Raw genomic sequence first — 12,462 nt, 5'->3', positions numbered from 1 at the left:
AGGGGGAACAGCATGAGTGGGCATTTCGCGGCCCTCGACGCCGCCGACTTTCCGGCCTTCGAGCCGGGCACGGTGTGGCTGGTCGGCGCCGGGCCGGGCGCGCCGGGACTGATCTCGCTCCTGGGCTATCATGCGCTGGGGCAGGCCGACGCCATCGTCTATGACGCGCTGGTGAGCGAAAGACTGCTCGCTCTCGCCAACCCGCGGGCCGAGCGGCTCTATGCCGGAAAGCGCGGCGGCAAGCCCTCGGAGAAGCAGGCCGACATCACGCTGCGGCTGATCGAACTGGCCGGACAGGGCAAGCGCGTCTGCCGCCTCAAGGGGGGCGATCCGTTCATGTTCGGGCGCGGCGCCGAGGAAGCGATGGCGCTCGCCGCCCGCGGCATCCCCTTCCGCATCGTCCCCGGTATCTCCGCGGGGTTGGGAGGCCTCGCCTATGCGGGCATCCCGGTCACCCACCGCGACACCAACCACGCGGTGATCTTCCTGACCGGGCACGACGAGACCGGCGCGGTCCCCGCCTCGGTCGACTGGGCCGCCATCGCCACCGCGGCGCCGGTGATCGTCATGTTCATGGCGGTCAAGCACCTCGCTTCGATCGCCGCCAGGCTGCTCGCGGCCGGACGCGACCCCGCCGACCGCGTCGCCATCGTCTCCAACGCGGCGCTCGGCCACCAGCAGGTTCTGGAGGCGACGCTGGCGACGCTGGACACCCTGCCCGCCGACATCCCCACCCCGGCCATCGTCGTCCTCGGCCCGGTGAGCCAGTATCGCGGCGCCCTCGACTGGTACGTCGGCCCGCACCGGGGGGCCGCGCTTGGCTAACGGCATCGTCATCGCCGCCCCACGCTCGGGCTCGGGCAAGACCACGCTGACGCTGGGGCTGCTGGCGGCGCTCAGCGCGCGTTCGATCGCCGTCGCGCCCGCCAAGGTCGGGCCCGACTATATCGACACCGCGATCATGAGCCGGGTGGCGGGACGCGCGGCGGTCAATCTCGATCCCTGGGCCATGCAGCCGGCACGGCTCGCGGCCCTGGCCGCCGCCCAGGCAGCGGCGGCCGACCTGCTGCTGGTCGAAGGCGTCATGGGCTTGTTCGACGGCGCTGCCGACGGCACCGGCTCGACCGCCGACCTCGCCGCCGGGCTCGGCCTGCCGATCATCCTCGTCGTCGATGCCGACCGGCAAAGCCAGTCGATTGCGGCGTTGGTGCACGGTTTCGCCACCTGGCGGCCGGACGTGCGGGTTGCAGGGCTGATCGTCAACCGCGCCGCCACGACGCGGCACGAGGCCATGCTGCGCCGGGCGCTGGCGCCTATCGACATTCCCGTCCTCGGCGTCGTCCCGCGGCGCGCGGCGCTGGCATTGCCCGATCGCCATCTCGGGCTGGTGCTGCCGGACGAGGTGGCGCAGTTCGAGGCCGTCGTCGCCGCCGTGGCGGAGGTTGTCTCCGACTTCGTGGACCTCAACCTGCTGCTGGCGCTGTCCGCCCCCGTCGGCGGCCACCCGGCGGGAGAAGATGCCGCACCCGGGCTCGCCCCCCTCGGTCAGCGCATCGCCATCGCCCGCGACGATGCCTTTGCGTTCCTCTACGCCCACTGGCTCGCAGACTGGCGGGCGAGGGGCGCGGAACTGAGCTTCTTCTCACCCCTCGCCGACGAGGGGCCGGCGGCAGACGCCGACGCCGTCTTCCTGCCCGGCGGCTATCCCGAACTGCACGCCGCCCGTCTCGCCGCGGCCACCCGCTTCCGCGCCGGGCTCCGCGCCGCCCGTGATCGCGACGCGCTCGTCTATGGCGAGTGCGGCGGCTTCATGGTCCTCGGCGACACGCTCACCGACGCGCAGGGTGCCACGCACCCCATGGCAGGCCTGCTGCCGGTCGCGACCCGCATCGACCGGCCCAAGCGGCTTCTGGGCTACCGGCGGCTCGCCCATGCTTCGCCGCTGCCGTGGCCGCCACAACTGCTCGGTCACGAGTTCCACTATTCCTCGGTGAAGCAGACGCGCGGCACGCCCCTGTTCGCGGCCACCGACGCGCTGGGCGAGCCGCAGCGGCCGATGGGCGCAATCGTCGGCCGGGTCATGGGCTCTTATGCGCATGTGATCGACGTGGCATAAGCCGGCCATGGCCAGATCCCTGATGTTCATGGGCACCGGTTCCGACGTCGGCAAGTCGCTGCTGGTGGCGGGGCTGTGCCGCGCCTATGCCAATCGCGGCCTCAACGTCGCCCCGTTCAAGCCGCAGAACATGTCGAACAACGCGGCGGTGACGGTGGATGGCGGCGAGATCGGCCGGGCGCAGGCGTTGCAGGCGCGGGCGGCCCGGCGCGGCCCGCTCACCGCCATGAATCCGGTACTGCTCAAGCCCGAGCACGAGAGCGGGGCACAGTTGGTGCTGCGCGGCCGGCGCGTCGGTTCGTTTGCGGCGCAGGAATACTGGGCAAAGCGCGGCGAACTGTTGCCGGTCGTGCTGGCGGCGTTCGATGAACTGGCGGCGGACGCCGACCTCGTCCTCGTCGAAGGGGCCGGCAGCGCCTCGGAAGTCAATCTGCGCCACAACGATATCGCCAATTTCGGCTTCGCCCGCGCCCTTGCTCTGCCCGTGGTGCTGATCGGCGACATCCAGCGCGGCGGGGTCATTGCGGCGCTGGTGGGGACTCTGGCGGTCATCGACCCGCAGGATGCGCTTCTGATCGCCGCCACGCTCGTCAACAAGTTCCAGGGCGACCCGGCGCTGTTCGAGGGGGGCCGCGCGTTCATCGCCGGGCGCACCGGCGTCCCCTGCCTCGGGCCGGTGCCGTGGTTTTCCGGCGCGCGCCGGCTCCCGGCCGAGGACGTGCTGGCCCTCGAGGGCCAAGCGGACGCCGGGCAGGGGCCATGCGTCATCGCCGTGCCGCTTCTGCCCCGCATCGCCAATTTCGACGATCTCGACCCGCTCAAGGCCGAGCCCGACGTCAGGCTCGTCATCGTCGAGCCCGGCCGGCCGCTGCCGCGCGACGCCGATCTCGTCATCCTGCCCGGCACCAAGTCGACGCGCGCCGACCTCGCGGCACTGCGCGCCAACGGCTGGGACATCGACATCCTCGCCCACCATCGCGCTGGCGGCCGCGTACTGGGGCTGTGCGGCGGCTACCAGATGCTGGGCCGGACCATTGCCGATCCGCACGGCATCGAGGGCGCTCCCGGAACGAGCGCCGGCCTCGGCCTGCTCGACGTCGACACGGTGCTGGCGCCGGTGAAGCAGTTGCGCGTCGAGCGCGCCACGCATGCGGCAAGCGGGGAGGCACTGCACGGCTACCACATGCACATGGGGGTGACCGAAGGCCCCGGCCGGGTGCGGCCCTTCGCTCGCATCGGCGGGGCGCCCGAGGGGGCCGAAAGCGCCGACGGTCGCGTTGCCGGCACCTATCTGCACGGCCTCTTTGCCGCCGACGGCTTCCGCCGCAATTTCCTCGCCTTGCACAGCGACGTTGCCTACGAAGCCGGCGTCGATTCGGCGCTCGAGGCGCTTGCCGCGCATCTGGAGGCGGCGCTCGACCTCGACGCGCTGCTGGCGCTGGCGCGCCCACCGGAGACCCGCTGATGCAGGCATTCCTCCCGCCGCTGGCGCTGCTCCTTGAGCGGCTGTTCGGCTATCCACCGGCGCTGCTGGGGGCGGTGCGTCATCCGGTGATCTGGATGGGGACCCTGATTTCGCTGCTCGAGGCGCGGCTCAATCGAGGCGACAACCGGCGCGCCAAGGGCCTGCTGATGCTGGCCCTACTGCTGGCGCTGACCGCCGCCGTGACTGTTGCCATCGCCGCGGCCCTCAGGCTTGCCCCTTTCGGCTGGGTACTGGAGGCGATCCTGGCGACGACGCTGCTGGCGCAGAAGGAACTGGGTCGCGCCGTCGGGGCTGTCGCCGACGCCCTATCGCAGTCGCTGGCGGCGGGGCGCCGGCAGGTCAGCCAGATCGTCGGCCGCGACCCCGAGCAACTGGATGAAGCCGGGGTCGCCCGGGCCGCCATCGAGAGCCTCGCCGAGAGCGCCTCCGACGGGGTCATCGCGCCGCTGTTCTGGCTGGTGCTGGGCGGGCTGCCGGGGATCGCGCTCTACAAGGCAATCAACACCGCCGATTCCATGGTCGGGCACCGCGACGCCCGCTATGCCGAATTCGGCTGGGCCAGCGCCCGGGCGGACGATATCGTGAACTGGATTCCGGCGCGGCTCACCGCACTGCTGCTTGCCGGTGCCAGCTTCTGGGTCAAGGGCGCCGACGCCGAGCAGGCGTGGTCGACGGCGCTGCGTGACGGCAGCAAGCACGCCTCCCCGAACGCCGGCTGGCCGGAGGCGGCGCTGGCCGGCGCGCTCGGCTTCTCCCTCGGCGGCCCGCGCGCCTACGCCGGCGAGGTGCACGATCTCCCCGAGTTCGGCAGTGGGCGTCGCGACCTGGGGCCGGCGGACATCAGGAAATCCCTGGAACTCTATCGGATGATGCTCAATCTGGCGCTGGGCCTGACGCTCGCGATCGCGGTGCTGCTGTTCCGCTGAGCAACGACCCTCGGAACGGCGGCCACGCCCGGCGCCGAACAGTGCAAGCGAGGTCATGCCTCGTGGAACCCGCTGCCCTCGTGGCCCGTATCGGGGGCGGCGCCCTTCAACGTCAACGGCAGACCGGCCACGACGAAATAGACGTCGCTGCAGATCTGGGCGAGCCGCTGGTGCATTGCCCCGGCCAGGTCGCGGAAGCTGCGCGCCAAAGCGTTGTCGGGCACGATTCCCAGCCCGACTTCGTTGGAGACGAGAATCACGCGCGCCGTCTTGACCTGCACCAGGGTCGCGGCGAGATCCTCCACGGCAGAGGCGACGTCCACGCCGGCGCCGAGCAGATTGGAGATCCACAGCGTCAGGCAATCGACAAGGATCGCGTCGTGATCCCTCGCCGTGCGCCGGATCGCCGCCGCCAGCTCGACCGGCTCCTCGATGGTCGCGAATCGACCGTGACGTTGGCGCTGGTGCAGCGCGACGCGCTCGGCCATCTCCGCGTCGAGCGCCTCGGCGGTGGCGAGATAGGCAGGCCTGACTCCCGCCCGCATGGCCAGCCGCTCGCCATATGCGGTCTTGCCGGACCGGGCACCGCCCAGGATGAGCACGTGTCGTTCCGCCATTCGATCGCCTCCCCGTCGGCCTGCCGCATTAGGCGGCGCGGGCGCACGATAGACGGTTTCTTGCTGGGCTTGAACCGGTCAGCGTCCGCGCCCGCGGCTCCGTTGAAATCGATTGCGCATTGTACTTTCGTCTAAGCCTCATTGGCATTATGGTCCGCGCCGACGAACGGGGCGCGATTTCCCCAAGGCTGGAGGCTCGACGCACGTGCCAAAGTATTTCCTTGGCGTGGACGGAGGCGGAACGAACTGCCGAATCAGGCTCGCCGACGAGAACCTGGTGACGCTCGCCGACGCGGCGGGCGGGCGCTCCAACCTGCAGATCGACAATGGCGATCCGGCCTGGCAGTCCATCACCGCGGGCACCCGCGAGGTGTTTGGCAAGGCGGGGCTCGACTTTGCCGAGGCCGCCAACACCTATGCCTGCTTCGGCATGGCCGGCGGGCGTTTGCCCTCGGCCCGCGCCGCCTTTGCCGCCCGTGACTGGCCGTTTGCCGGCGTCGAGGTCTACGACGACATCGACATCGCCCGCGCCGGTGCGCATGGCGGCGAGGACGGCGCCGTGATCATCGTCGGCACCGGGTCGGCGGGGCTGGCGGTGGTCGACGGCGTGCGCCACCAATGCGGCGGCTGGGGCTTCCATATCGGCGACCAGATGTCGGGCGCCATTCTCGGACGCGAACTGGTGCGTCGCGCCGTCGAGGCGGCCGATGGCCTGGCGCCGGGCTCGCCGCTCACCTCCGCGGTGATCGAGCATCTCGGGGGTAGCCTCGACGCGGTGATGGAATGGTCGTTTCCCAAGGCGGCGGGAGCCGCCGGAATCGCCGACGGCAAGGTGGACAATCCGCACACGCTGCTGGGCCGCGCCCCCGCTGAATACGGCGCGCTGATGCCACTGTTCTTCGAGTACTACGAACGAGGCGACACGGTAGCGCTCGAACTCATGGAACTCGAGTTGCGTTATATCGACGCCTACGTGAGCTGGTTCAAGCGGCGCGGCGTCACCAGGATGGCAGCCGTCGGCGGCTTGGGGACGCGGCTCTATCCGCTGATGGCCGCCCGCTATGGCGACTTCATCGTCCGTCCCCGACAGGAGCCGCTGCACGGCGCCCTGATCATTGCCAGGCAGAAGTTTGGAGCGCCATGAACTATTTCGACAGGAGACAACACAGCGTGTCCAGCCGCATCATCCCGGTCCCGCCGTTTGACTACGTGGTGTTCGGCGCAACGGGCGACCTGACCAGACGCAAGCTCATCCCGGCGCTCTACCACCGCTTCAAGGATGGCCAGTTCGACGAGCAATCGCGCATCATCGGGGTGTCGCGCAGCAAATGGACAGATGCCCAGTTGCAGGAGGCGGCGCGCGCCTCGATTGCCGAGTTCGTGGCGCCTGAAGACCAGGACGCCGCCGTCATCGACCGCTTCGTGTCGACATTTTCCTACGTGGCCAACGACGTCACGGACGAGCAGCACTGGGCCGATCTCGACACGGCGCTGCGCGCCGACCCCAGGATCATCCGTGCCTTTTATCTTGCCGTGGCGCCCGACCTGTTCGGGCCGATCTGCCAGTACCTCAACCGCAAGGGCTACTACCGGCGCGATGCCCGCGTGGTGATCGAAAAGCCGCTTGGGCACGATCTCGATTCGTCGATCGAGATCAACGACGCGGTGGCGCACATCTTCAAGGAAGATCAGGTCTACCGGATCGACCATTATCTGGGCAAGGAGACGGTCCAGAACCTGCTGGCGCTGCGCTTTGCCAACATCATGTTCGAGCCGATCTGGAATTCGGCCCATATCGACCACGTGCAGATCACCGTGGCGGAGTCGGTGGGAGCGGGCACCCGCGGCTACTACGACGAATCTGGCGCGCTGCGTGACATGATCCAGAACCACATGCTGCAGCTGCTCTGCCTTGTCGCCATGGAGCCGCCGGCCTCCGACGACGCCAATGCGCTGCGCGATGAGAAGCTCAAGGTGCTGCGCTCGCTGAAACCGATCACGGGCCCCGAGGTCGGCCGCGCCACCGTGCGCGGCCAGTATCGCGGCGTCACGGCCGACGCCACCTCGGTCAAGGGCTACCAGGAGGAATTGCCCGACGACAAGAAGGGTTCGCACACAGAAACCTTCGTCGCCCTCAAGGCCGAAATCGAGAACTGGCGCTGGAGCGGCGTGCCCTTCTACCTCAGGACCGGCAAGCGCATGGCCACGCGCGTCTCCGAGATCGTCATCCAGTTCCGCAATATTCCGCACTCGATCTTCGACCATGCCCAGGGGGCGCCGCGGCCGAACCGGCTGGTCATCCGGTTGCAGCCGGACGAGGGCGTCAAGCTGCTGATGATGATCAAGGATCCGGGGCCGGGCGGCATGCGCCTGCGCGAGGTGCCGCTCAACCTGAGCTTCGCCGAGGCCTTTTCCGAGCGTACGCCGGAAGCCTACGAGCGGCTGCTGCTGGATGTCATCCGCGGCAACCAGACGCTGTTCATGCGCCGCGACGAGCTCGAGGCGGCCTGGGCCTGGGTCGACCCGATTCGGGAAGCCTGGGACGCCGACCGCGAGGCGCCGCAGCCCTATTCGGCCGGCACCTGGGGCCCGACCGGGGCCATAGCGCTCATCGAGCGCGACGGCCGCACCTGGCACGAGGACCGGGGTTGAACCCGGCTCGCCGCAGCTTCGGCTCCAGGGAGGACCTGGCGCTTGCCCTCGCCGAGGCGGTGGCCGAACACCTCAAGGCGGGCATCGAGAGCCGCGGCGTCGCTTCGCTCGCCGTATCCGGCGGCACCACGCCCAAACGGTTTTTCGCGGTGCTCGGCCGACGCCGCGACGTCGACTGGGAGAAGGTGACCGTGACCCTGGTCGACGAGCGCTGGGTGCCCGAGACGCACGAGCGCTCGAACGCCGGCCTGGTCAACGAGAAACTGCTGCAGGGGCCGGCGGCGAGCGCCCGCTTCATCCCCCTGTACACCGGCGGGACGGCCCCGGACGCCGCTGCCGTCGCGCGCGCCAACGAGTTGCAGGCGCGCGTGCCCAGCCCGTTCGACGCGGTGGTCCTGGGCATGGGCAATGACGGGCATACGGCTTCGTTCTTTCCGGGGGGAGACACGCTGGAGGGGGCTCTGAGCGAGGCGGGGCCGGTTCTTGCCCTGCGGGCACCGGGGGCGGGTGAGCCGCGCGTGACGCTGACCCTTGCTCGCCTGCTCGCGACGGGGGCGCTCTATCTGCACATCGAGGGGGAAGAAAAGGAAAAGGTGCTGGCAGCGGCGCTCGGCGAGGGCCCGGTCAGGGACATGCCGGTGCGCGCCGTGCTGCGCCAGATCCAAACACCGGTCACGGTTTTCTGGAGCCCTTGACAGCAAGGGCCGCCTCGTTAGGAGCATTTTAGATGTCTGTACGTCAGTCCATCCAGGACGTCACCGACCGTATTGCGGCGCGGAGCGCCGAGACGCGCCGCGACTACCTCGCGCAAATCGAGGCGGCGCGCCAGCAGGGCGTCCGCCGCGGCGTGCTGAGTTGCGGCAACCTCGCCCACGGCTTCGCAGCCTGCGCGCCCGGCGACAAGGCGAAGCTGGCCGGCGACACGGCGCTCAATTTGGGCATCGTCACCTCGTACAACGACATGCTGAGCGCGCACCAGCCCTACGGCACCTATCCCGACATCATAAAGGACGCGGCGCGGTCGATCGGCGCCACGGCGCAGGTGGCCGGCGGCGTGCCGGCCATGTGTGACGGCATCACCCAGGGACAGCCCGGCATGGACCTTTCCCTGTTCAGCCGCGACGTCATCGCCATGGCTACGGCCATCGCGCTCAGCCACAACATGTTCGACGCTGCGGTTTGCCTCGGCATCTGCGACAAGATCGTGCCGGGCCTGCTTATCGGGGCGCTGGCCTTCGGCCACCTGCCGGTGGTCTTCGTCCCGGCCGGGCCGATGCCGTCGGGCCTGCCCAACGACGAAAAGGCGCGGGTGCGCCAGCTCTACATGGAGGGCAAGGTCGGGCGCGCCGAACTGCTCGAGGCCGAGTCGAGGTCGTACCACTCGCCCGGTACCTGCACCTTCTACGGCACCGCCAACTCGAACCAGATGCTGATGGAGATCATGGGCCTGCACCTGCCCGGTGCCAGCTTCGTCAATCCCGGCACGGCGCTGCGCGACGCGCTGACCCGCGAGGCGGCCAGGCGGGCGTTGGCACTCACCGCCACGGGCAACGACTACACCCCTGTCGGCCGCATCATCGACGAGAAGGCCATCGTCAACGGCATGGTGGGGCTGCACGCGACCGGCGGCTCGACCAACCACACCATGCATCTGCTCGCCATCGCCGCGGCCGCGGGGCTGAAGGTCACGTGGCAGGACATGTCCGACCTGTCCGACGCCGTGCCGCTGCTCGCCCGCGTCTACCCCAACGGCCTCGCCGACGTGAACCACTTCCATGCCGCGGGCGGCATGGGCTTTCTGATCCGCGAGCTGCTTGCCGGCGGCTATCTGCACGAGGACGTCAAGACAGTCTGGGGCACAGGGCTTTCCGGCTACACCGTCGAGGCGAAGTTGATCGAGGAGAAGCTGAGCTTCGCGCCCGCCGCCGTCGAATCCGGCGATCCCAAGGTCCTCGCGCCGGTCTCGGCGCCCTTCTCGCCGACCGGCGGGCTGAAGCTGCTCGACGGCAATCTCGGCAAGGCGGTGATCAAGGTCTCCGCGGTCAAGCCGCAGAACCGCTTGGTTGAGGCGCCAGCGCGGGTGTTCCATTCGCAGCAGGGGCTGCAGGATGCCTTCAAGGCCGGCGAACTGACAGGTGACATGGTCGCGGTGATCCGCTTCCAGGGACCCCGGGCGGTCGGCATGCCGGAGCTGCACAAGTTGACCCCGACGCTGGGAATCCTGCAGGATCGCGGCCTCAAGGTCGCGCTGGTCACCGACGGGCGCATGTCCGGCGCCTCGGGCAAGGTACCCGCCGCCATCCACGTGACACCCGAGGCCATGGACGGCGGCGCCATCGCCAAGCTGCGGGACGGCGACATCGTCCGCCTCGACGCCGAAGCCGGCACGCTGGCCTATGTCGGCGACGAGCGTGAGTTCCTCTCGCGCACTCCGGCCAGCGAAGACCTGCGCGAGCAGCACCGCGGCATGGGCCGCGAACTGTTTGCCGGCTTCCGCGCCCTGGTGGGTGCGGCGGACCGCGGGGCCAGCGTGTTCGGTTAGAGCAGCGCCCTGGCCGTATCGCTGTCGGTGATCAGTACGTTGGCGTCCACGGCGCGCAGGGCCGCCTTGATCGGCTTGACCTTGCGCTTGCCGCCCGCCGCCAGCACCACGTTGGGAACCCCGGCCACGACGTCGAGGTCGATGGCCATGACGCGGTTGTTGATCTCGTGATCCACCAGCCGCCCTTCGGCATCGACGAAATAGCACAGCATATTGGCAGTTGCGCCACGCGCCGCCAGCGGCTCGATCAATTCGGGTGGCACGATGGCGTGGCGGAAGATCGTCGCGTCCGGGGACATCCCTCCCACGGTCAGCAAAGCGATGTCGGCCGCCGCGGCCCGGTCGCGGACGGCGCGCAGCGTCGGCTGCTCCCAGAGCCGGTCGCGCAGGCCGGGGTCGTCGACGACGACCGGCGCGGTAATCTGGTAGCTGTCAACCCCGAACACCTCGGCCACGCGCAGGGCGACTGCGGACGGGTTGATCCAGCGCGAATGCGGCAGGCTGCCGACCAGGGCCACCACCGTCGCCTCCTTGAGCAGGCGACGCTCGAGGAACTGCAGGCTGGCATGCAGGGTTGCGCCGCCGCCGATCGCCAGCGTCATTCCGTCGCGCATCTGCTCGCCGAGGTAGCGGGCGACGGCGTGGCCGATGGCCTTTTCGAGGTGTTCCCCCGCGGCCGGCGCGGGCACCACGACCGCCGCGTCGAGCCCCCAGCGCTTCTCGAGGGCGCGCTCCAGCGCTACCTGCTCGGCGGTCGAGGCGTTGATCAGGGTCACCGCCACGCCCTCGGCCACGGAGGCCGCAAGCGTCCGCATCACCTTGATCCGGCTGACCTTCAGCCGCTCGGCGATCTGCTCCTGGGTGAACCCTTCGACATAATAGAGCCAGGCGGTCTTGACCGCGAGATCGGACGACACCAGGGGCGTCCGGCCGAGGTCGCGCGTGCGCTTTTCAACCATTCGGCGTTCCTTTTCGTAGACCCGCAGGGCGCGGCGTCGGCGATCATTTGTTCTTGACTAAATACAAATGCACAGATCAGATAGCCGTACGCCATGTCAATATCGCCATGCGCGGCCCCATAGGGGTGGGCCACGATTCAGTCGGGTGGCCCCGCAACACAGTTGAGGAGGGAATGATGAACAGACTGTTGGCCGGACTGAGGCTTGGCGGGCTCGCGCTTGCCGCCTCGCTGCTCGCCAGCGCGGCGGGGGCGCAATCGCTCCTGCTGTACACCTCGCAGCCGGAGGCCGACGCGGCCAAGACCGTCGAGGAATTCAACAAGGTGCATCCGGAGATCAAGGTCGACATCTACCGTTCCGGCACCAGCGACATCATGAGCAAGCTGGCCGCCGAGTTCGCCGCCGGCGCGCCGCAGCCCGACGTGCTGCTGATCGCCGACGCCGTGAGCATGGAACTGCTCAAGAAGGACGGCCACCTGATGGCCTACACCGATGCCAATGTCGATGGTTTCGAAGCGGATGTCTATGACGCGGACAGGACCTATTTCGGCTCGAAGCTGATCACCACCGGCATCGCGTACAACACCCAGGCGACTCAGAAGCCCGAGCACTGGGCCGACCTCGCCAAGCCCGAATACAAGGACGGCCTGGTGATGCCCAGCCCGCTTTATTCCGGCGCGGCGGCGTTCCTGCTCTCCGGTTTCTCGGCCAGGGATGACCTGGGCTGGGGCTATTTCGAGAAGCTGAAGGAGAACAACACCATCAGCGTGCGTGGCAACGGCGCGGTGCTGAAGTCGGTGGCCAGCGGCGAGAAGCCCTACGGCATCCTGGTCGACTTCATGGCCATGAATGCCAAGGCCAAGGGTTCGCCGGTCGAGTTCGTGTTCCCCCCGGAAGGCGTGCCGGCGGTGACGGAGCCGGTGGCGATCCTGTCCACCGCCAAGAACGTCGACAGCGCCAAGGCCTTCGTCGACTTCATCCTGTCGGATGCCGGCCAGCAGCTGGCGCTGTCGCAGGGCTACCTGCCGGCCAAAGCCTCGGTCGGCCGTCCCGACTGGTTGCCCGAAGGCGTCTCCGTGACGCTGATGCCGATCGATACCGCCGCCGTCGTCGAGCGGATCGAAGCGGACAAGGCCAAGTTCTCCGAACTGTTCGGCGGCTAGG

11 protein-coding genes are annotated in these 12,462 nt (G+C 69.1%); 9 read left to right on the top strand and 2 right to left on the bottom strand.

Going from position 1 to position 12,462, the window contains the following annotated elements; translation table 11 throughout:
- The first annotated feature begins 12 nt into the window (after positions 1-12).
- Genes cobA through cbiB form a run of 4 tightly spaced genes read left to right on the top strand, consistent with a single transcriptional unit; the run spans position 13 to position 4,528 of the window.
- The gene (gene cobA, locus VGD93_RS17325; RefSeq protein WP_395013419.1) at positions 13-825 is read left to right on the top strand and encodes a uroporphyrinogen-III C-methyltransferase; all 813 of its coding nucleotides are present in this window, start codon (positions 13-15) and stop codon (positions 823-825) included.
- Entirely contained in the window at positions 818-2,116 is a 1,299-nt protein-coding gene (locus tag VGD93_RS17320) for a cobyrinate a,c-diamide synthase (protein WP_395013418.1), read from the top strand. The genes cobA and VGD93_RS17320 overlap by 8 nt, the downstream gene beginning before the upstream one ends.
- Positions 2,117-2,123: 7 nt before the next feature.
- Positions 2,124-3,581: a cobyric acid synthase gene (locus tag VGD93_RS17315; protein WP_395013417.1), complete on the top strand. Its 1,458-nt coding sequence runs from the start codon at positions 2,124-2,126 to the stop codon at positions 3,579-3,581.
- Positions 3,581-4,528, top strand: a complete 948-nt coding sequence (cbiB, locus tag VGD93_RS17310; RefSeq protein WP_395013416.1) for an adenosylcobinamide-phosphate synthase CbiB — start codon at positions 3,581-3,583, stop codon at positions 4,526-4,528. The genes VGD93_RS17315 and cbiB overlap by 1 nt, the downstream gene beginning before the upstream one ends.
- A gap of 53 nt (positions 4,529-4,581) precedes the next feature.
- Here cbiB and cobU read toward each other — a convergent pair whose 3' ends face one another.
- Positions 4,582-5,145, bottom strand: a complete 564-nt coding sequence (gene cobU / locus VGD93_RS17305; protein WP_395013415.1) for a bifunctional adenosylcobinamide kinase/adenosylcobinamide-phosphate guanylyltransferase — start codon at positions 5,143-5,145, stop codon at positions 4,582-4,584.
- A 205-nt stretch (positions 5,146-5,350) separates the two neighbouring features.
- Here cobU and VGD93_RS17300 point away from each other — a divergent pair, with 205 nt between their 5' ends.
- The 4 genes from VGD93_RS17300 to edd are packed head-to-tail and all read left to right on the top strand — an operon-like array spanning position 5,351 to position 10,339.
- The gene (locus VGD93_RS17300; protein WP_395013414.1) at positions 5,351-6,289 is read left to right on the top strand and encodes a BadF/BadG/BcrA/BcrD ATPase family protein; all 939 of its coding nucleotides are present in this window, start codon (positions 5,351-5,353) and stop codon (positions 6,287-6,289) included.
- A gap of 26 nt (positions 6,290-6,315) precedes the next feature.
- Positions 6,316-7,797: a glucose-6-phosphate dehydrogenase gene (zwf, locus tag VGD93_RS17295; protein ID WP_395013413.1), complete on the top strand. Its 1,482-nt coding sequence runs from the start codon at positions 6,316-6,318 to the stop codon at positions 7,795-7,797.
- On the top strand, positions 7,794-8,492 hold the full coding sequence (gene pgl, locus VGD93_RS17290) for a 6-phosphogluconolactonase (protein ID WP_395013412.1): 699 nt from the start codon (positions 7,794-7,796) through the stop codon (positions 8,490-8,492). Before zwf ends, pgl begins: the two co-directional genes overlap by 4 nt.
- 32 nt (positions 8,493-8,524) lie before the next feature.
- Complete coding sequence (gene edd / locus VGD93_RS17285) at positions 8,525-10,339, top strand: phosphogluconate dehydratase (protein ID WP_395013411.1); 1,815 nt, start codon at positions 8,525-8,527, stop codon at positions 10,337-10,339.
- Here edd and VGD93_RS17280 read toward each other — a convergent pair.
- Positions 10,336-11,298 (bottom strand): sugar-binding transcriptional regulator, encoded by a 963-nt coding sequence (locus tag VGD93_RS17280; protein WP_395013410.1) that lies wholly within the window; start codon positions 11,296-11,298, stop codon positions 10,336-10,338. The two genes, edd and VGD93_RS17280, sit on opposite strands and share 4 nt — an antisense overlap.
- Positions 11,299-11,474: 176 nt before the next feature.
- On the opposite strand from VGD93_RS17280, the gene VGD93_RS17275 reads away from it, so the two are divergent.
- The gene (locus VGD93_RS17275; RefSeq protein ID WP_395013409.1) at positions 11,475-12,461 is read left to right on the top strand and encodes an ABC transporter substrate-binding protein; all 987 of its coding nucleotides are present in this window, start codon (positions 11,475-11,477) and stop codon (positions 12,459-12,461) included.
- Position 12,462 lies beyond the last annotated feature (1 nt).

Origin of the sequence: Devosia sp., assembly GCF_036406155.1 — a bacterium.
Lineage (GTDB): Bacteria > Pseudomonadota > Alphaproteobacteria > Rhizobiales > Devosiaceae > Devosia_A.
This window is presented reverse-complemented; position numbering and strand designations above follow the sequence as displayed.

What these genes read in the sequence shown, in the direction of transcription:
- VGD93_RS17275 (WP_395013409.1), top strand. Translation starts at nt 11,475, where the DNA reads ATGAACAGACTGTTGGCCGGACTGAGGCTTGGCGGGCTCGCGCTTGCC.
- VGD93_RS17280 (WP_395013410.1), bottom strand. Translation starts at nt 11,298, where the DNA reads ATGGTTGAAAAGCGCACGCGCGACCTCGGCCGGACGCCCCTGGTGTCG.
- cbiB (WP_395013416.1), top strand. Translation starts at nt 3,581, where the DNA reads ATGCAGGCATTCCTCCCGCCGCTGGCGCTGCTCCTTGAGCGGCTGTTC.
- VGD93_RS17315 (WP_395013417.1), top strand. Translation starts at nt 2,124, where the DNA reads ATGGCCAGATCCCTGATGTTCATGGGCACCGGTTCCGACGTCGGCAAG.
- cobU (WP_395013415.1), bottom strand. Translation starts at nt 5,145, where the DNA reads ATGGCGGAACGACACGTGCTCATCCTGGGCGGTGCCCGGTCCGGCAAG.
- cobA (WP_395013419.1), top strand. Translation starts at nt 13, where the DNA reads ATGAGTGGGCATTTCGCGGCCCTCGACGCCGCCGACTTTCCGGCCTTC.
- edd (WP_395013411.1), top strand. Translation starts at nt 8,525, where the DNA reads ATGTCTGTACGTCAGTCCATCCAGGACGTCACCGACCGTATTGCGGCG.